The organism is Paenibacillus dendritiformis (assembly GCF_015845845.1).
Lineage (GTDB): Bacteria > Bacillota > Bacilli > Paenibacillales > Paenibacillaceae > Paenibacillus_B > Paenibacillus_B dendritiformis_C.
Window position 1 is genome coordinate 1 of record NZ_LDIG01000208.1, and the last position, 20,112, is coordinate 20,112.

Sequence of the window (20,112 nt, forward strand, 5' to 3'; positions counted from 1 at the left end):
CCGCCTTTCCCGACTCCCTCATGCGAGGAAATCGCCTATCCGGTATTAGCCCACGTTTCCGTGAGTTATCCCGGTCTTAAGGGCAGGTTACCTACGTATTACTCACCCGTCCGCCGCTAAGCATCAGGAGTGCAAGCACTCCATCCGCTCCGCTCGACTTGCATGTATTAGGCACGCCGCCAGCGTTCGTCCTGAGCCAGGATCAAACTCTCCATAAAAGTTAAGTTCGACTTGCTCATGTATTGCTGACGAGGTCATTTGACCTCTTGCACAAACATCACTCGTTGTTCAGTTTTCAAAGAACAATCTTGTTTCTTTCTTACCGTGCCGCATCTCTCAGCGGCGACTTATATAATATAACACGGCTAGAATCCGAACGCAAGTGTTTTTTAAAATTTATTTAAAGATTTTTTAAAGCCATATCATCCCCCGCTTTGCGGCGCCTTATTCAGGCGATTGGGCCCCCCACTGATTGGCGCACCCCGCACTGCCGTGCTCGGCTTAACCATTACGCTTGATCATAATCGGCGAGCAACACAAGAATAGAGCCCCTTCCCCGGAAGAGACTCTATCTGAACCATAACTATAGAAACTATAGGATGATGAAATCAATCAACCGTTCAATACTTTCTCAATCCACAGATGAGGCTGTTCCGACAGATGCACGATCTGGCCATCGATCGACACCCACGGGCGTGTAGGGTGCCGTTCCTCGGTGAATACAATCTTGCCTACCCTTCCGTCGTTCAATTGCACAGCGCTGCCCTGCTGAAAGTGCGTTACCTTTTGAATGAACGTCGACACGAGCTGCGGGTCCAGCTTGCCGAACGATTCTTCCTTCAACTGCTCCAGCACGAGATAGGGAGAAGCGGCGCGCTTGTAGCCCCGATTCAGCGTCATCGCATGGAACATATCCGCGACGGCGACGATTTTGGCGTAAGGATGAATCTTCTCTCCCGACACCCCCAACGGATACCCGCTTCCGTCCATCCGTTCGTGATGCTGGAGGACACCGAGCTTCACTCCTTCGTTCAAGCCTGGCGTATGGCGCAAAATATCGTAGGCATAATGGGCATGCCGGTTCATTTCGGCCCGTTCGCTGTCCGTCAGCGAACCCTGCTTGTTGACGATATCTTCATCCACCCGCGTCTTGCCGATATCATGCAGCAAGCCGGCAAGCGCAATTTGCATGCCTTCCTTGGCCGGCTGCCCGCTCCATTGGCCTAGCAGATGCGAAGTCAGCGCGACCGCGACGGATTTGTGATACAGGTAGTCGGCTTCCTCGCCGGCAATCAGCTCCTTGATATCGGGATGAAGGTAGAGCGGCGAATAATGATCCGCATGAGCCAACAGCCATTCCATCTGCTGACGCAGTTCCAGGATCGGAAGCTTCGACATGCTCGCGGTGCGGAATACATTTTTCAATAATTGAGCCATCTGCATCCATAATTCCACAAATCCTGCCGTCGCGTCCGTCCCGCTCCCCTCTCTGTCTTCAGCGTCCGCATCCCCGGACCTGTCTTTGGCCGGGACCGGCTCGGACTTGCCGGATGCCCCTTCGGCAAATTCCGGCTCCGCTTCTCCTTCGATGTCGACCATCTTCACCATAAACGCCTTCAGCACTTCCATATCCTGAACGCTAAGCGTCCGGCCTTTATACATCAATACACCGCCGAGCATCGTCCGCACATCTTGGTCAAGCCGATCCCCCGGCTTGGCTTGCGATACTGGAATTAACACCATCTGTCCACTCCACGCTCCTGATCCTTCGTAAAATAAGAAGAAAACCTCTGCCGCAGCCGAATCGCTCTGGTCCGGCCGCGGGGGAGAGGTTCATTATAATGACTGCATCAGGAAGCATTGCCGTGATGTGATAACCGTCTGATACAGTTGAAGGGGCGCATCTTGTAGATATACGCCCCTTCGTGTCAAATTAGGATGAAGGATTGTCTGCACCGCCGGTTGTGTCGGCTGCGGCAGAATCTGCGTTAGGCTCGTTCTCCTGGCCCGCCGGTGCATCGTTATTGTCTGCCATCTCATCCTGTTCTTCATTCTTGTCGCAACGGCTGACGGTTGCCACGCTGTCATCCTCCCGGATATTAATGAGCTTGACCCCTTGCGCATAGCGTCCCATCTGCGAGATGCCTTCCATGCTCATCCGGATAATGGTGCCGAGCGAGGTGATAATCATCAGATCCTCTTCCGGCTGGACCACCTTCAAGCCGACGACAGGGCCGTTTTTCTCCGTCACGTTGATCGTCTTGATTCCTTTGCCTCCACGGCTCTGGATACGGTATTCGCTCATTGGCGTCCGCTTGCCGTAGCCTTTGGAGGAGACGATAAGGACATCATTGTCCTCGCTGACGACGTCCATATCGATGACGAAGTCGTCATCATCGAGCGTAATCCCTTTGACGCCGGTAGCGGAGCGTCCCATAGAACGGACATCTTTTTCCGGGAAGCGGATCGACATCCCGTTCGATGTCCCCATAATAATCTCCTGCTGGCCGTCCGTGAGACGAACCCCGATAAGATCATCGTCTTCTCTGAGGTTGATCGCAATGAGCCCGCCCTTGCGGATATTAATGTAATCGTCCAGCGGCGTCTTCTTCACGATACCGTGGCGGGTGGCGAAGAATAGAAACTTGTCCGATTCGAATTCCTTGACCGGAATGACGGCGTTGACCGATTCGCCCTGCTCGATCTGAATCAGGTTGATAATCGGCGTTCCACGCGAAGTGCGGCTCAAGTCAGGAACCTCATACGCCTTGATGCGGTACACCTTGCCTTTGTCGGTGAAGAACATCAGGTAATGGTGCGAATTGGTGACGAACAGATGCTCCACGAAGTCGTTATCCTTCGTATCCATTCCGACCACGCCCCGTCCGCCGCGCTTCTGGCTGCGGTATGTCGTAACCGGCAGGCGCTTGATGTAGCCGCTGTGCGTAATCGTGATGATAACATCCTCTTGCGGGATCAGATCCTCGTCGAGGATGCTGTCTTCGCCGATCGTAATCTCCGTGCGGCGCTCGTCGCCAAATTTTTGTTTTACTTCTTCCAATTCGTCGTTAATAATATTCAACACCAGCTGTTCGCTAGCCAAAATTTCCTTAAACTCAGCGATCTTCTTCATCAGCTCGGCGTATTCTTCCTCGATCTTCTCCCGCTCCAAGCCGGTCAGGCGCTGCAGGCGCATATCGAGAATCGCCTGAGCCTGCTCGACGGAGAGCTGGAAGCGGTTGATCAAGCCTTCGCGCGCGATATCGGCTGTTCGAGAACCGCGAATGAGCGCGATCACTTCATCGAGGTGATCAAGCGCCACGCGCAACCCTTCCAGAATATGAGCGCGGGCTTCCGCCTTCTTCAGATCGAACTCGGTCCGGCGGCGAATAACTTCGATCTGGTGCTCCAGGTAATAGTAGAGCATATCGCGCAGGTTCAATACGCGCGGCTCCTGATTGACGAGCGCCAGCATATTGACGCCGAAGTTCGTCTGCAGGGCGGTATGCTTGTACAGATTGTTCAGCACGACGCTCGGATTGACATCCCGGCGCAGCTCGATCACGATCCGCATGCCGTTCCGATCCGATTCGTCGCGCAGATCCGTAATGCCTTCGACGCGCTTCTCGCGGACCAACTCGGCAATCTTCTCGACCAGCTTCGCCTTATTGACCTGATAAGGCAGCTCATGAACGAGAATCCGGGCTTTGCCGTTATGCTCTTCTATTGTTGCCTTCGCCCGCATCGTAACCGAACCGCGCCCGGTCATATAGGCTTGACGAATCCCTTCGCGGCCGAGAATCAGACCGGCCGTCGGGAAGTCCGGCCCCTTGATATAATCCATCAGTTCAAGCGGCGTAATCTCCGGGTTGCGGATAAGCGCCTGAATGCCGTCAATGACCTCGGTCAAATTATGCGGCGGAATGTTCGTCGCCATCCCGACCGCAATCCCCGATACCCCATTGACAAGCAGGTTCGGGAATCGCGCCGGAAGCACGACCGGCTCCGTCTCTTCCCCGTCATAGTTCGGAGCGAAATCTACTGTATCTTTATTAATGTCACGCAGCAGCTCCATCGCGATCTTGGACAGACGCGCTTCGGTATACCGCATCGCTGCCGCAAAGTCCCCATCTATCGAACCGAAGTTCCCGTGACCGTCGACCAGCATATAACGCAGAGAGAAGTCCTGCGCCATGCGCACCATCGTCTCATAGACCGCCGAATCACCGTGAGGGTGATACTTACCGATGACTTCCCCGACAATTCTTGCCGACTTCTTATATGGCTTGTCCGGCGACATGCCGAGTTCGGACATCGCATACAATATCCGGCGATGGACCGGCTTCATCCCGTCGCGCACATCCGGCAGCGCACGGCTGACAATGATGCTCATCGCGTAATCGAGAAAAGATTCCCGCATCTCCATGCCGATGTCGCGATCTTTAACTTGCGATTGTTTTTCTTCCGCCATGCTGGACCTCCTCATCATTCTTGTTCACAGCGTCCACAATGTATGGCAAAAAGCAATGAGTTTGCTTATCAAGCGAAAACGGCTCCATTGCCCTGATCGGGATCGAACCGTTTCCCTGCATGAATAAGAGCAGCTTCCCTAGTGAGCTGCCTATTATTCACCAAGTCCATATCTACGCTATTTTCATTATATTACTTTCACAAAAGATGTACAATTAAACGTTACGCCAAATCACACCAAAAACCGAACGATTCCTTTTGCAAAATGGGCTTTTGTTCTTTTCCAATCGGCCTATGACGACATATCCTTTATTATACCATACTTCACTACTAGAAAAGATGACGCACTCAGGTTCATCGGAAAGGATGGTTGAATGGCCATACGACGTGTTGCCAGTAAGCTGAAAAAGACGCTGGCCTTGCAGCGCTCCGCCGAGCTCAATGAGTTCATTCCAGAAACGCATCCCTTCAAGGAGAACCATCTGGAGAGCATGCTTGAGGCGCATGCCATGGTCTACGTCAAGCCGAACCGGGGAACCCATGGTCATGGTGTCATGAAGGTGGTCCGGGAAGAAGGGGAATATCATTTGATGGCGGGCACGCAGTTATTCCGCTACCCGACATTCGAAGACTTGCATCGCGCGCTCGTCAGTCGAATCGGATCCAAGCCCTATTTGATTCAGAAGGGAATTCATCTTCTTACCTATGAAGGCAAAAATTTCGACATTCGCGTTCTGACGCAAATGAGCCCGAAAGGACGCTGGGTAACCACGGCCGTCTTCGGCAAGGTCGCCGGCTCCAGTATTGTCGTCACCAACTTCAATAGCGGAGGGAAGCTGGCTGATATTAATACGCTCCTCAAAGGCAACATGACGGAGGAAGAACGGGTTCGCCTGATTGCCCTGCTGAAGCAGCTGGGGGTAGCGACCGCAGTGGAACTGGAAAAAAATTTTCCCGGCCTGAAGGAAATCGGGTTGGATGTCGGACTGGACGAAGACCGTCATCCGTGGATATTCGAGGTCAACACGAAGCCGGATATCACCGCGTTCCGGAACATGAAGTTCAGCCAGTGCGATTACCGCCTCATCCGCAAATATGGCATCGCCTACGGCCGCCTGCGCGGACGCCTGCGCAACCGCAGACGTTCCTCCTAACCATTCCCGCACATGGCAGGCAGACAGAGGGCCTTCTCACACTGCCCCAGCGCTTGCAGCGCAAAAAATCCCCGGTCCCTGTCAGGACCGGGGATTGCATGCTGCAGCTTAATAATCAAGATTTTTGACAAATTTGGCGTGGCGCTGAATGAAATCGCGGCGCGGCTCCACATTATCGCCCATCAAGGTGTCGAACACTTCGTCCGCCATCTTCGCATCCTCGAAGGATACTTGAAGCAAGGAGCGGCTCTCGGGATCCATCGTCGTCTCCCATAGCTGTTCGGCATTCATCTCGCCGAGACCTTTGTAGCGCTGCACGTTGACCTTGGCGCCCTCGCCGAATTCGGCAATAATCTCGTCTCTCATTTTCTCGCTGTCCGCATAGCGAACGACCTTGTTCCGCTCGATCTTGAAGAGCGGCGGCTGCGCAATATAGACGTAACCCGCTTCAATCAGCTTCCGCATGTAGCGGTAGAAGAACGTCAAGAGCAGCGTCCGGATATGCGCCCCGTCAACGTCGGCATCCGTCATAATAATGATTTTGTGATATCGGGCCTTCTCCAGATCGAAGTCCTCGCCGATCCCGGTGCCGAGGGCCGTAATGATCGCCCGGATCTCGGCATTCGACAAGATTTTGTCCAGACGGGACTTCTCGACGTTCAAGATTTTCCCCCTGAGCGGAAGAATGGCCTGGAAGTGACGATCCCGGCCCTGCTTGGCCGAACCGCCCGCGGAATCCCCCTCGACGATGAACAGCTCGCTCTGAGAGGCATCCTTGGAGGAGCAGTCCGCCAGCTTGCCCGGCAGCGAGCTGACCTCAAGCGCGCTCTTCCGGCGGGTCAATTCCCGGGCGCGGCGTGCGGCTTCCCGCGCGCGTGCCGCCTGCAATCCCTTCTCGACGACCTTCCGCGAGATGGCGGGGTTCTCGTCCATAAATTCCATCAGCCGCTCGGCGAACAAGGACTCGACGATGCTGCGCACTTCGCTGTTCCCCAGCTTCGTCTTCGTCTGGCCTTCGAATTGCGGTTCCGGAATTTTGACCGACACGATCGCCGTCAAGCCTTCGCGCACATCATCCCCACTCAAGTTGGACACATTATCCTTCATCAGGTTCATTTTGCGCGCATATTCGTTAATGATCCGCGTCAATGCGCTCTTGAATCCGGACTCATGGGTCCCGCCTTCATGCGTATGAATATTATTGGCGAACGAATAAATATTTTCCGTATAGCTGTCGTTATACTGAAGGGCAATTTCGCATGTAATATAATCCTTCTGCCCCTCAACATAGATCGGCGGCTCATGCATTTTTTCCCGGTTGCGGTTCAAATATTCGACGAATTCGATAATCCCTCCGTCGTATTTGAACGTCTCCGTCTGGTTGTTCCGCTCGTCCGTGAGCACCATTTCGATGCCTTTATTCAGGAACGCCAGCTCGCGGATACGGGAGACCAGCGTTTCATGTTCATAGACGAGCGTGTCCGTGAAGATTTCGGGATCCGGCTTGAAGCGAATCGTCGTGCCTGTCTCGTCGGTATCCCCGAGCACTTTCAGATCATACTGCGGCACGCCGCGACGATATTCCTGCTGATGGATATGGCCGTCCCGCTTGACCGTAACGATAAGGCTCTCTGACAATGCGTTGACGACGGACACCCCTACGCCGTGCAGACCTCCGGACACTTTGTAACCCTCACCGCCGAACTTCCCGCCGGCGTGAAGCACCGTCATGACGACCTCTACGGCCGGACGCTGCATTTTCTGCTCGATACCGACCGGTATACCGCGCCCGTTATCAATGACCGTGATACTGTTGTCTTCATGCACGATCACTTGAATCTTCGTACAGTAACCGGCCAACGCCTCGTCAATACTGTTGTCGACCACTTCCCATACCAAATGATGAAGCCCTCTGACGCTAGTGGAACCAATATACATCCCTGGCCGCTTACGAACCGCTTCCAGGCCTTCCAAGACCTGAATCTGGCTCTCATCATAAGTGTTTTGATTCAATGACATGCCCTCACCTACTTCTTATTTTTCAGTTCCGCCGCTGGTTCATCCGCTATACGTACGATGCGGCTTGCAGGCATTTCCGGCGCTCTGCGGCGCCAGACCGGTCCGGCAAGCGAAAGTGTCGTATGCTTACTCGTTGTAATGACGCGCCCGCTTCTTCAGCGTAGTAGATGAAATGGGCGAAAAGTAAACTTTTCCTTTCGTGACGACGATCGATTTGGCTTCCTCCTCGCCTATCGCCTCCACATTTTTGACCTTGTGGGCATTCGCCACGAACTGCTTGGACAGCTTCGATGATTTCTCAATGGAGACATCGAAAATCGCGACCAGTTCCGAGGAACGAATGACCTTTTCTCCACCCAGGTGAATATACAATCGGACTTCCCCCTTAACGCATGACTTGCCCATTTTCCACGTGGAACATATTTGCATCCTGAAGCCGGCCAATGTTGATGCCCTCGATGCCCGTCGTCGTGATGAACGTCTGAACCTTGCTCTGAAAGGTTTCAATGAGCTGCGTCTGGCGGTGCGAATCGAGCTCGGACAACACATCGTCCAGCAGCAGCACGGGATATTCACCGATTTCTTCATGCATCAGCTCAATCTCGGCCAGCTTCAAGGACAAGGCCGTTGTTCGCTGCTGACCTTGCGAGCCGTACGTTTGCACTTCTTTGCCGTTAATGAAAAAGGCGAGATCGTCCCGATGCGGCCCGACAAGCGTTATGCCGCGCCGCACCTCCTGGTCTTTCATTTGTGTTAACTTTAACATAAATTGTTCAAATAAAACAGCGTCATCTTCTTCCGCCGCCGCGAAGGAAGGCACGTACTCAATCTGAAGCGCTTCCTGCCCGTTGGTGATGCCTGCATGAATCTGCTCGGCCCAACCTTGTAGCTTTAGTAAATATTGTTTCCTTTTCCTTACAACTTTAACACCATTAACCGCAAGCTGCTCGTTAAAAATCTCGAGCATCGCATCCGGCTGTGCGCCGGGCTTGGCCCACATCTGCTTCAACAAATTATTGCGCTGAATGAGGACCTTCTGATACTGCTGCAAATGGTACAAATAGCTCGGCTGAACCTGGCCGATCTCCATATCAAGGAAGCGCCGGCGAATCCCTGGAGAGCCCTTGACGATCTCCAAATCCTCCGGCGCGAACATCACGACATTGAGCGCCCCGATGAAGCCGCTCAGCTTTTTCTGCTCCAGCCCGTTCAGCTTCGCCTTCTTCCCCTGCTTGGAAATGCTCAGATCGAGCTGAACCTGGCCATACTTCCGCTCCACGAGCGCCTTGAGCGAGGCCAGATCCGCTTCCCAGCCGATCAGTTCCTTGTCCTTCGAGGTGCGATGGGACTTGGTCAGGGCAAGCACAAAAATGGCTTCCAGCAAATTGGTCTTGCCCTGCGCATTATTGCCGACGAAGATGTTGACCCGGTTGTTCGTATCCAGCTCCAAGCCCTCATAATTGCGGTACTGCTTCAGCGCCACGGATTTGACGAACACCGGCTATGCCTCCTGCGCGGCAGCGACGCGGAAAGCGCCGCAGCCTTCCACGTTCACGGTATCCCCCGCATACAACTTCCGTCCCCGGCGGGATTCCGGCTCTCCATTGACCTTGACCTGATTCTCGGCCAGGAGCACCTTGGCATGTCCCCCGGTCGAAGCGCAGTCCGCCAGCTTCAGGAATTGCCCGAGCGTAATATATTCCGTATGAATCGTAATCTCGTTCATGATCGTATCCTCCTTGGCAGCCTCCCTGCGGCTGCGCTCCCCTGCCGGTGTCTCCGGTTAGCTGGTCGTCCGGTATGGCAGGATGAGATGAAGGCTGTTCACCTTCTCCGTTGGTTTAATAATAATCGGACTCATGGCGCCCGTAAATCCGATGAAAATATGCTCGCATTCCACGACCTTCAGCACGTCGAGCATATATTTGGAGTTGAACGCGATGCGCAGCGGTTCCCCGTTGAATTCCTTGACATCCAGCTGCTCGGTGACCCGTCCCAGCTCCGAAGAGCTCGAGGAAATCTCGATCGTGCCGTCTTCCTTGGTCTGCAGACGGACAATGTTCGTCTTCTCCTCGCGGGACAGCAAATACGCCCGGTCGATCGCATCCGTCAATTTTTTTGTATCCAAAACAAGTTCTGTTTTATACTGCTGCGGAATAATCTTGGAAGTATCCGGATAAGTGCCGTCCAAAATACGCGAATAAAACAGAACGCGGTCGATCTTGAACAAGACCTGGTTGTCGGCCACGACGATGTCGACAATGGTGTTTTGATCCGGAATGATTTTGCTCAATTCATTGAGTGTCTTGCCGGAAATGGCGACATTGTTGAAGCGGATATCCTCTTCGGCTTGAATATCGGCGATGCGGCTGGCCAGCCGGTGGCGGTCCGTCGCGACGAACTTGAGGTTCCCTTCCTGCAAATTCCACAGCACGCCAGTCAGGATCGGCGTCGTCTCGTTGGTGGAAATGGCAAAGACCGTCTGCTTGATCATCGTCTTCAGCAGATCACCGTTCACGCGAATAACCTGATTCTCCTCGATGCTTGGCAGCACCGGATACTCTTCCGGATCCAGGCCAACCATTTGAATGTCGGTTGAACCGGAACGGAGGAAGGTCTGGAAATGATCTTTGACTTCGATTTCGATGTCTTGGGACGGCAGCTTCTTGATAATCTCGACAAAAAACTTGGCCGGCAGCACGACACTGCCCGGCTTGTCCACCTGGACAATCGTCTGGCGCTCATCCTCCACCGGAATGAAGCACTGAATCGAAATGTCGGTATCGCTGGCCGTCAAGGTCATACCTTGGTATGTCACGTCCATCTTAATCCCGGTCAGAATCGGAATTGTCGTCCGGCTGGAAATCGCTTTTGATACATTTTGTATCGCTTCGTTCAGTTCATTTTTCAGTATGGAAATTTTCATGTCGTCACTCCTTAACGCCTATTGTCGCATTGCAATTCATGAGCAGCGGAATTCGCTTACGTTGTTATATGATGATCTATATTAATCTTTTAAAAAGTAATAGTAATAGTAGGCGCGCTGAATATGTGGATAACTATCCGGAATACGCATAAAGTAAAGCCTATCCACATGTGTATAGATTGTGCATAGGCTTTTTATGTTGTTCACAGCGTCGGATTTTTGATTTTGTCGATTAGGTTCTGAATGACTTTGTATAATTCCTGATCTTGCTGTATGTTTTGGGTAATTTTTTCGTGCGCATGAATGACGGTCGTATGGTCCCGGCCGCCGAAGGCTTCCCCTATTTTGGGCAAGGAGTAATCGGTCAGCTCGCGGGAGAGATACATGGCGATCTGCCGCGGGAACGCGACGGCCTTCGTCCGCTTCCGCGCCTTGAAATCCTCCATCTTCAGCCCGTAGAACTCCCCTACCTTCTGCTGGATGTCCTGTATCGTAATCATGCGCGGACGGCTGGACGGGATAATATCCTTCAGCGCTTCCGCCGCCAGATGGGTCGTGATATCCTGGTTCGTCATCGTCGAGAACGCGACGACCCGGGTCAGCGCCCCTTCCAGCTCACGAATGTTCGTGTTGATCTGATTCGCGATATATCCCATCGCTTCATTCGGGATATCAAGGTTCTCCGCCTTCGCCTTTTTGCGCAGGATCGCGATTCTCGTCTCCAAATCAGGGGGCTGAATATCGGTGATCAAGCCCCATTCGAACCGGGAACGAAGCCGCTCCTCCAGCGTTTCAATCTCTTTGGGCGGGCGATCGCTTGAGATGACGATCTGTTTATTTTCGTTATGAAGCGCATTGAAGGTATGGAAAAATTCCTCCTGCGTCGATTCCTTGCCGGCGAGAAATTGAATGTCGTCGACGAGCAAAATGTCGACATTCCGGTATTTATTGCGGAAGCTCTCCCCCCGGTTATCCCGGATCGCATTGATGAATTCATTGGTGAACTTCTCGGAAGTGGTGTATACGACGCGGCTCGCCGGATTATGCTCCAAAATGTAGTGGCCGATCGCATGCATCAAGTGGGTCTTGCCCAGACCGACGCCCCCGTACAGGAACAACGGGTTGTATGCTTTGGCCGGCGCTTCCGCCACCGCGAGCGAAGCGGCATGGGCGAAGCGGTTGTTCGAGCCGATGACGAACGTATCGAACGTATATTTGGGGTTGAGCATGGTCGAAGCCGGCTCATCCTGAACGGCAGGGCGGGCCGGAGGACTCTGTGGCTGCGGAATGTCCGGTTCCGCATGGGCCGCCTCTTCGATGATGAACTTGACGTCCACCTGATTGCCCGTAATTTCTAAGATAGTTGAGCTAACCAGCTTCGTATAGCGGCTTTCTAGCCATTCCACCGCAAATGTGGTCGGTGCGGTAATCAGTAGCTGCGTGTCCGTAAACTTGACCGCTTGAGTGGCTTTGAACCAGGTATCGAAGCTTGGTTTGCTAAGCTTGGTCTGGATGACGGACAATATTTCCTGCCAATGTTCATTCGCTTGGCGCTCCACAGATCGTTTCACTCCTTCAAACCTTCTGCGTCGTCATTGACGCGATAACCGGCGCTCTTCGCCGTTCCATGAAAAGGACAAGGGCCCCGACAAGACGCGATAAGGGCTCTCCAAGGCACAGAAAGCCCTTATGAAAGAAGGGCGCATTGTCGGGGTCTATGCTGACATGTTATGACGGCGTTCGGCTTGCGCGCTGCGGCGAAGCGAACGGGCATGATGTCGGGATATAGCGATTCGAATAATATATTATCCACAATATCAAGAATATGTCGAACCGTATATAAACGTTATATTCGAGTTGTTCACAACTTTATCCACAGGTTGTTGATAAATAAATATCCACAACGGTTATTCACAACCGAAAAGCAATATAATCATAGCAGAAGAAGCCTTGTTTTTCAATGATACCGCGATAATTATCCACAAATTCAATAACTTGTGTACAAAAATTATATACACCACTAGATATTGTTTATAACTTGTTTGCCATTCGACAAGAGCGGACATTGTGCATAAATAGTTGTGCACAAGTCGTCATGGAAATCTGTCGATTTCTTAACCGTTTTGCACATGTGAATAACTTCGTGGCGGCGGAAGCGAGGATCGGGGCTGCGGATAAGTTACGGGGGCAGAGTTCCTATTATGAAACAGAAGAAAGAGGAAGGAGGAAGGAGGGGGCCCAACGTTATCATTGACTTTTAAGTGGTATTCTGTTTAAATGTAAAAAGGAATTTTGTGCGAAAGTGTGAACTGACGCAATCAATGGGACTCCCATGACATATCTCATTCGAGGAGGTGCGCTACGTTGAAACCAACATTTAAGCCAAATGTGAGCAAACGCAAAAAAGTTCACGGTTTCCGTAAAAGAATGAGCACGAAAAACGGCCGTAAGGTTATTGCTGCTCGTCGTCAAAAAGGCAGAAAAGTACTGAGCGCATAAGACGCGTGAATGCAAGACCACCACGGTGGTCTTTTTTTCTTAAAGGGGACCCCTGCGATTCAATCGCATCTATTTATAATAGAGAGTCTGTTCAATCCGATATGAGGGTCAAGAAGGATGGCGGTCTGCAAGCAGTATAGAAAAAGCCATGAATGTCCTGACAGATACGGCCGGCTGGCGGCAAGGGGGCATCATGGCCGTTTTTGCTTGCTTCCGATTCCTATGCCGCTCCCGGCTGCGGCCGGGGCGCGTTTATTCCGCCTGGCGGAAGCACATACTTGGTTAATGGAATGCCGGCAGAGATTCATGCAGGCTTCGTAAGAAGGGCAGGAGTAAGCACGTGCAGAAAAAGTACCGGTTGCGGGACCGATCCGATTTTTCCCGGGTATACCGATACGGCCGTTCCTTCGCCAATCATCAGCTGGTCTTATACGTTTTCCATCGTCCGCAGGTGGAGCGGTTCCGCGTAGGCGTCTCCGCCAGCAAGAAGATCGGCAATGCGGTCATGCGCAATCGCATGAGGAGAATGATTAAGGAGATTGTGAGGCGGGAGGCCGATCGGATTATCGATCATGTCGATTTGATTTTCATCGTCCGCAAAAGCGCGACAGAGATGAATTACGATCAATTGACGAAGAGCGTGCAGCATGTGATGCGCAAGGGATCCGTGTTCAAGCAATAGGCAAGAATAGAGCGGCTTGAACCGTTTCCTTTAGCGTTTGAAATATGATATATTTACTTTGGAATCGGATGGTTCAAGAGAGGAGTTTTTGCTATTGTCGCTGAAGAAGTTGTTGCATAATCGTAAATGGCTCTTCGTGGCGGTATCCGTACTGTTGCTGGTCGTGCTGACCGGATGTACGACATCGACCACGACATTGAAGACAGAGGACCTGCTGCAAGGTAACTTCTGGGAGCGCAACGTCGTTTATTATTTCTCGTTAGCTCTGGATACGTTTGCAGGATGGTTCCAAGGAGAATACGGCCTTGCCATTTTGCTGCTTACGATTATTGTCCGGTCTCTTATTTTACCGCTTACCGTGAAGCAGATGCGCAGCTCGAAGGAGATGCAGAAGCTGCAGCCGAAGCTTGCCGAGATTAAGAAGAAGTATGGCGACAATCCGCAAAAGCAGCAAGAAGAGACGATGAAGCTGTTCCAGCAGCATAATGTCAATCCACTGGCCGGCTGCTTGCCGATGATTGTTCAGATGCCGGTATTTATCGCCCTGTACAACTCGATTTATCTGAACTCGGAAATTCGCGAGCATACGTTTTTATGGCTCAAATTGGGACAAACCGACCCGTACTACGTGCTTCCGATCATCGCTGCTCTGACCTCGTTCATTCAGACGAAGATGATGACTGCACAGCAAAAAGGGCCGAACCCGATGCAGTTCATGCTGTACGTGTTCCCAATCTTGATTTTTGTCATGTCGATCAACTTCCCGGCGGCGCTGCCGCTGTATTGGGTATATAGCAACCTGTTCACGATTGTCCAGAACTTTTTCCTTTATCGCAACAATGATAAGGAGGTCAGTCCGGCGAAATGAACACGCTGATTGTATCGGGAAAAACTATCGAAGATGCAATAAAAAACGGATTGGCACAATGGAAGGTGACGGAGGAGCGCGTCACCGTCCGCGTATTGGAGAAGCCCTCGCGCGGATTGTTCGGATTGATTGGGGTGCGCCCGGCTACCGTGGAGCTTACGCTGCTTGAGAAGCCGGAGGCGCCTGTACCGGCGCCGGAGACGACTCCTTCCGCGCCGGAAGCGAAAGCGGAGCCGGCGGAAGCGGCGGAGATGCCGGCCGCCGAAGCCGCAGCCGAAGAGGCCGCGGAACAAGGCCCCGATCCAATCGAAGAGGCGAAGCGGTTCATTATCGACGCCGCCCGCGCGATGGGATTGGAAGTGGACGTATCCGTGCATAAGCGCAAGGATACCGTGACGTTCGACATTAGCGGACCTGACCTCGGACTCATCATCGGGCGCCGGGGCCAGACCTTGGACTCGCTGCAATATTTGACGAGTCTGGTCGCTAACCGTTATTCTAAGCACCACCTTCGAATTATTCTTGATGCAGAGCAGTTTCGCGAGCGACGGAAGAAGACGCTGGAAGCGCTGGCTGACCGGTTGGCGAACAAGGCGGTTCGCAACCACCAGGATGTCGTGCTGGAGCCGATGACGCCGCAGGAGCGGAAGATCATTCATGCCAAGCTGCAGGATCATCCGAGAGTGAAGACCTACAGCAAGGGCGAGGAGCCGAATCGGCGCATCGTAATTTCCGTGAAATAAGCCGCAATGGTATTATTGGAATATTCACTATTAATAGACGTGGAATTCAAGCACGAACGCAATGATTGCGCCTATGCCGGGGGTAATCATTGCTTTTTTTTAACAAAATTCAATGTCCGGTATACGTACAGGATAGAAGCATGTGCGAAGACAGGAGGGAGTTCTCATGATGTACGATACGATTGCAGCCGTCTCGACGCCGCTGGGCGAGGGCGGAATCGCGGTGATTCGGGTGAGCGGGGAAGGCGCGCTCAAGGAAGTGGAGAAGCTGTTCCGCTCCAAGGTGAAGCTGACCGAGGCGAAGACGCATACGATTCATTACGGCCATATCGTCGATCCGAAGACCGGGGAGCGGGTCGAGGAGGTGCTGGTGAACGTGATGCGGGCGCCGCGCTCGTTCACGACGGAGGATGTGGTCGAGATCAATACGCACGGAGGGATGATCTCGATTCGCAAGGTTATGGATCTGCTGCTGGAGCAGGAGATTCGGCCGGCGGAGCCAGGGGAGTTCACGAAGCGTGCGTTCTTGAACGGGCGCATTGATTTGTCGCAGGCGGAGGCGGTCATTGACCTGATTCGCTCGAAGTCGGATCGGGCTTTCTCCGTGGCGATGAAGCAGGTGCAGGGCCATCTGTCGAAGAAAATCAATGCGCTGCGCCATACGCTGATCGAGACGCTGGCTCATATCGAGGTGAATATCGATTATCCGGAGCATGACGTGGAAGAATTGACGAGCGCGTTCATCCAGGAGAAATGCGGCCAAGTCAGAAAAGAGATTGAACAGCTGTTAAAGACGGCCTCCGAGGGGAAAATATTAAGAGAGGGCATCGTAACGGCAATCGTGGGGCGCCCGAATGTAGGGAAGTCCTCGCTGCTCAATACGCTGGCCCGCGATAACAAAGCGATTGTCACGGATATTCCGGGCACGACACGCGACGTGATCGAGGAATTCGTCACCATTAACGGCATTCCGCTTCGCTTGCTGGACACGGCCGGTATCCGGGAGACGACGGATGTCGTCGAGCGCCTCGGCGTCGAGCGTTCCCGCAGCGCCCTGCTGGAGGCGGATCTGATCCTGTTCGTTGTGAATAACAACGAGCCGCTGCATGAGGATGAGCGGGAATGGATGAAGGAATTTGTGGGTAGACAAGTCATTGTGATTGTGAATAAAATGGATCTGCCTCAACATATCGATATAAGCGAACTGGAAGCTACGTTCGGCGCAGACGCCATTGTCCGCATGTCGGCTAAGGAGCAAGAGGGCGTGGACGCCTTGGAGCAGGCGATCTCGACCCTGTTCTTCAGCGGAGGCATCGAAGCCGGAGATTTGACGTATGTGAGCAACGTGCGCCATATTGCGCTGCTGAAGAAGGCGCTCCAGGCGCTTGATGACGCGATAGACGCTTCCCGCCAGGGCATTCCGATCGATATGATTCAGATCGATGTCCGGTCGGCCTGGGAGCAGTTAGGTGAAATTATCGGCGATGCCGTGGGCGATTCGCTGATTGATCAAATATTTTCTCAATTCTGCCTCGGCAAATAAAAGGCGGGACGAAGATGGGAATAGAGGAGGGATACGATGCCATTCGATGCAGGACATTATGATGTTATCGTCATCGGCGCCGGACACGCCGGCTGCGAGTCGGCGTTGGCGACGGCCCGGATGGGCTGCAATACGCTGCTGTTGACGATTAATCTGGATATGGTGGCCTTCATGCCGTGCAACCCGTCGATTGGGGGGCCGGCCAAAGGCCATGTCGTACGCGAGATCGACGCCTTGGGCGGCGAGATGGGCCGCAATATCGACAAAACCTTCATTCAAATGCGCATGCTGAATACAGGCAAAGGACCGGCGGTGCACGCGCTGCGCGCGCAGGCGGATAAGGTGCTGTACCAGCAGGCGATGAAGGAAACGGTGGAATCGACGCCGAATCTAACCCTTCGCCAGGGGATGGTGGAGGAGCTGCTCGTGGAGGACGGCAAATGCGTCGGCGTCGAGACGAAATCCGGCGCACGCTATACGGCGAAGGCGGTCGTGCTGACGACCGGGACGTATTTGCGCGGCAAAATTATTATCGGCGAGTTGATGTACGAGAGCGGCCCGAACAATCAGCAGCCATCGGTCAAGCTGTCGGAGAGCCTGCGCAAGCTGGGCTTCGAGATGGTGCGCTTCAAGACCGGCACGCCGCCGCGCATCAATAAGCAGTTCATCGATTTCTCGAAGACGGAGATTCAGCCGGGGGATGAGCATCCGAAGTTCTTCTCCTATGAGACGAAATCGTCGGATAATGAACAGCTTCCGTGCTGGCTGACCTATACGTCGGAGGAGACGCACCGGATTATTAACGAGAACCTGCACCGGGCGCCGATGTTCTCCGGCGTCATCGAGGGGACCGGACCGCGTTATTGTCCGTCGATCGAGGATAAAATCGTCCGCTTCGCCGACAAGCCGAAGCATCAGATTTTCCTGGAGCCGGAGGGGAAAAATACGGCGGAGTATTACGTTCAAGGGCTGTCGACCAGCATGCCGGAGGACGTTCAATTGCAGATGATCCGATCGGTTCCCGGGTTGGAAAAAGCCGAAATGATGCGCACCGGTTATGCCATCGAATACGATGCGGTCGTGCCGACGCAGCTCTGGCCGACGTTGGAGACGAAGCTGGTCGAGAATCTGTACACGGCCGGCCAGATCAACGGAACGTCCGGGTATGAAGAAGCGGCCGCGCAGGGCATTATGGCCGGAATTAATGCGGCGCGCAAGATTCAGGGGAAGCCGCCGGTCATTCTGGATCGCTCGCAAGGCTATATCGGCGTCTTGATTGACGATCTCGTGACGAAGGGGACGATGGAGCCTTATCGTCTGCTGACGTCCCGGGCCGAATACCGTCTGCTGCTCCGGCATGACAATGCGGACATTCGTCTGACGCCTATCGGCTATGAGATCGGCTTGATTAGCGAAGAGCGCCATGCGGCGTTCCAGCGGAAGATGGAGCTCGTCGAGCGGGAAATGGAACGGCTGCGCGAGACGAAGGTGAAGCCGGATGAAGCGGTGCAGGCGATGCTCGCCGAAGCGGGATCGGCCCCGCTGGTGAACGGCTGCGACGCGATTACGCTGCTGCGTCGTCCTGAAGTGGCCTACGCTCAGGTCGAGAAGCTGTTCCCGTCTCCGTATGACCTGGATGACGAGATGAAGGAGCAGGTCGAGATTCAGATTAAGTATGCCGGCTACATCGAGAAGCAGCTTCTGCATGTGGAGAAGCTGCAGAAGATGGAGAAGAAGCTGATTCCGGCCGATATCGACTATCAGGATGTGCAGGGCATCGCTTCCGAGGCGAAGCAGCGCCTGGAAAAGGTGCGGCCGATCTCTATCGGTCAGGCGTCCCGGATCTCCGGGGTGACGCCGGCGGATATTTCCATCCTGCTTGTCTATATCGAGCATTACAACCGCGTGACGGCGGCGAAGCAGGAGGAAGTCCGCAACGGCTAGGCCTGCTCTGCTCGCCGCGGGCGGGATTTCATATGAGGGACGGAGAGATTCAAGCTTATGGATGCCGTACAAGAACAGTTTGCCGGCTGGCTGGCCGGGCACGGATGGACGCTCACGGAACGGCAGCGGGAGCAGTTCGAGCAATACTTCCATATCTTAGTGGAATGGAACGAGAAGATGAACCTGACCGGGATTACCGAGCGGGATAAAGTATATGAGAAGCATTTCTATGATTCGCTGCTGCTGGCGGCCCATGTCACCATGGAGGATATCGTCACCATGGCCGATATCGGCTCGGGAGCAGGGTTCCCGGGCATTCCGCTTCATATCCTGTTCCCGCATGTCCAACTGACGATTGTGGACTCGCTGAACAAGCGGATTCAGTTCTTGAAGCATCTGGTGCAGGAACTCGGCCTGACCGGGGTGGAATGCATTCATGGCCGGGCGGAGGAGATGGCGCGCAAGCCGCAATACCGGGATCGGTTCGATCTCGTCACGGCTCGCGCCGTCGCCCGCCTCAATGTGCTGAACGAATTCTGCCTTCCGTTCGTGAAGACGGGCGGCCTGTTCGCCGCGATGAAGGGGACGAATCCGGCCGAGGAGATCGCCGAGGCGGGGAAGAGCCTGCAGGTGCTGCAAGGTTCCTTCCTGGCGGATCACAAGCTCACCCTGCCGGTGGAGCAATCGGAGCGCCATATTATTTTGATTGCCAAAAAAGGACCGACGCCAAAAGCATACCCGCGCAAGACGGGCATGCCGTTGAAGGCGCCGATACAATAAAGGAAAGGAGCCGGTGTTTGGGCCGGCTCCTCAGACTGTCGACTCGACAGTCTTTTTCTTATGGGCTTTAGCCCGTTGAGTGCGTGAAACGCACGAAACAAAAAACCACCCGCTATGCGGGTGGAGGGATCGAGGGTTTGACCAACAAGACCATCCCGATAAAATTGAGATGTTCAGGCTCAATGAAAGGAATGGTCTTAGATGGCAAACAAGAACTATAGTCTAGCTCACACGAAGTGGATGTGCAAATACCACATTGTGTTCACCCCGAAGTATAGACGGAAAGAGATTTATAATCAAGTGAGAAAAGACTTGATTGAAATCTTCAAGCGTTTATGTAAATACAAGGGAGTGGAGATCTTAGAAGGTCACATGATGCCAGATCATGTACATATGCTAGTAGCGATTCCTCCAAAAATCTCAGTATCATCATTCATGGGATATCTGAAGGGAAAAAGCTCACTGATGATATTCGAGAAGCATG

Annotated in this window: 17 protein-coding genes and 1 rRNA gene; 9 read left to right on the forward strand and 9 right to left on the reverse strand. The window is 53.4% G+C overall.

Annotated elements, in window-relative coordinates:
• From ABD76_RS21245 to gyrA, 3 genes are all read right to left on the reverse strand, one after another.
• Positions 1-218: ribosomal RNA gene (locus ABD76_RS21245) — 16S ribosomal RNA — on the reverse strand; the annotation flags it as partial.
• 394 nt (positions 219-612) lie between these two features.
• Positions 613-1,743 carry an HD-GYP domain-containing protein gene (locus ABD76_RS21250; protein ID WP_197259107.1) on the reverse strand — a complete coding sequence of 377 codons (1,131 nt, stop codon included), beginning with the start codon at positions 1,741-1,743 and terminating at the stop codon, positions 613-615.
• A 190-nt stretch (positions 1,744-1,933) separates the two neighbouring features.
• On the reverse strand, positions 1,934-4,471 hold the full coding sequence (gene gyrA / locus ABD76_RS21255) for a DNA gyrase subunit A (RefSeq protein WP_197259108.1): 2,538 nt from the start codon (positions 4,469-4,471) through the stop codon (positions 1,934-1,936).
• 373 nt (positions 4,472-4,844) lie between these two features.
• On the opposite strand from gyrA, the gene ABD76_RS21260 reads away from it, so the two are divergent.
• Positions 4,845-5,624: a YheC/YheD family protein gene (locus ABD76_RS21260; RefSeq protein ID WP_197259109.1), complete on the forward strand. Its 780-nt coding sequence runs from the start codon at positions 4,845-4,847 to the stop codon at positions 5,622-5,624.
• Between the two features lie 108 nt (positions 5,625-5,732).
• On the opposite strand, the gene gyrB is transcribed toward ABD76_RS21260, so the two are convergent.
• The 6 genes from gyrB to dnaA all read right to left on the reverse strand — a co-directional run bounded on the left by gyrB (position 5,733) and on the right by dnaA (position 12,128).
• Positions 5,733-7,643: a DNA topoisomerase (ATP-hydrolyzing) subunit B gene (gyrB, locus tag ABD76_RS21265; protein WP_197259110.1), complete on the reverse strand. Its 1,911-nt coding sequence runs from the start codon at positions 7,641-7,643 to the stop codon at positions 5,733-5,735.
• A gap of 126 nt (positions 7,644-7,769) precedes the next feature.
• Positions 7,770-8,015, reverse strand: a complete 246-nt coding sequence (gene remB / locus ABD76_RS21270; RefSeq protein ID WP_006678665.1) for an extracellular matrix regulator RemB — start codon at positions 8,013-8,015, stop codon at positions 7,770-7,772.
• A 13-nt stretch (positions 8,016-8,028) separates the two neighbouring features.
• Complete coding sequence (gene recF, locus ABD76_RS21275) at positions 8,029-9,141, reverse strand: DNA replication/repair protein RecF (protein WP_197259111.1); 1,113 nt, start codon at positions 9,139-9,141, stop codon at positions 8,029-8,031.
• A 3-nt stretch (positions 9,142-9,144) separates the two neighbouring features.
• Positions 9,145-9,369 (reverse strand): S4 domain-containing protein YaaA, encoded by a 225-nt coding sequence (gene yaaA / locus ABD76_RS21280; protein WP_168178503.1) that lies wholly within the window; start codon positions 9,367-9,369, stop codon positions 9,145-9,147.
• Positions 9,370-9,426: 57 nt separating this feature from the next.
• Complete coding sequence (gene dnaN / locus ABD76_RS21285) at positions 9,427-10,569, reverse strand: DNA polymerase III subunit beta (RefSeq protein WP_197259112.1); 1,143 nt, start codon at positions 10,567-10,569, stop codon at positions 9,427-9,429.
• Between the two features lie 203 nt (positions 10,570-10,772).
• Positions 10,773-12,128: a chromosomal replication initiator protein DnaA gene (dnaA, locus tag ABD76_RS21290; RefSeq protein ID WP_197259119.1), complete on the reverse strand. Its 1,356-nt coding sequence runs from the start codon at positions 12,126-12,128 to the stop codon at positions 10,773-10,775.
• 805 nt (positions 12,129-12,933) lie between these two features.
• On the opposite strand from dnaA, the gene rpmH reads away from it, so the two are divergent.
• The 8 genes from rpmH to tnpA form a co-directional block, all read left to right on the forward strand.
• Positions 12,934-13,068, forward strand: a complete 135-nt coding sequence (rpmH, locus tag ABD76_RS21295) for a 50S ribosomal protein L34 (RefSeq protein ID WP_006678660.1) — start codon at positions 12,934-12,936, stop codon at positions 13,066-13,068.
• A gap of 340 nt (positions 13,069-13,408) precedes the next feature.
• A complete protein-coding gene (gene rnpA / locus ABD76_RS21300) occupies positions 13,409-13,750 on the forward strand; it encodes a ribonuclease P protein component (protein ID WP_197259113.1) in 342 nt (113 codons plus the stop codon).
• Positions 13,751-13,844: 94 nt separating this feature from the next.
• The gene (locus tag ABD76_RS21305; RefSeq protein WP_197259114.1) at positions 13,845-14,618 is read left to right on the forward strand and encodes a YidC/Oxa1 family membrane protein insertase; all 774 of its coding nucleotides are present in this window, start codon (positions 13,845-13,847) and stop codon (positions 14,616-14,618) included.
• Entirely contained in the window at positions 14,615-15,361 is a 747-nt protein-coding gene (gene jag, locus ABD76_RS21310; protein WP_197259115.1) for an RNA-binding cell elongation regulator Jag/EloR, read from the forward strand. The genes ABD76_RS21305 and jag overlap by 4 nt, the downstream gene beginning before the upstream one ends.
• A 166-nt stretch (positions 15,362-15,527) precedes the next feature.
• A complete protein-coding gene (mnmE, locus tag ABD76_RS21315) occupies positions 15,528-16,904 on the forward strand; it encodes a tRNA uridine-5-carboxymethylaminomethyl(34) synthesis GTPase MnmE (protein WP_197259116.1) in 1,377 nt (458 codons plus the stop codon).
• A 36-nt stretch (positions 16,905-16,940) separates the two neighbouring features.
• Positions 16,941-18,848 carry a tRNA uridine-5-carboxymethylaminomethyl(34) synthesis enzyme MnmG gene (gene mnmG / locus ABD76_RS21320; RefSeq protein WP_197259117.1) on the forward strand — a complete coding sequence of 636 codons (1,908 nt, stop codon included), beginning with the start codon at positions 16,941-16,943 and terminating at the stop codon, positions 18,846-18,848.
• A gap of 57 nt (positions 18,849-18,905) precedes the next feature.
• On the forward strand, positions 18,906-19,628 hold the full coding sequence (rsmG, locus tag ABD76_RS21325) for a 16S rRNA (guanine(527)-N(7))-methyltransferase RsmG (protein WP_197259118.1): 723 nt from the start codon (positions 18,906-18,908) through the stop codon (positions 19,626-19,628).
• A gap of 201 nt (positions 19,629-19,829) precedes the next feature.
• Positions 19,830-20,112 (forward strand): IS200/IS605 family transposase (gene tnpA / locus ABD76_RS21330; protein WP_197256799.1); only part of this gene is annotated, 283 nt, incomplete at its 3' end.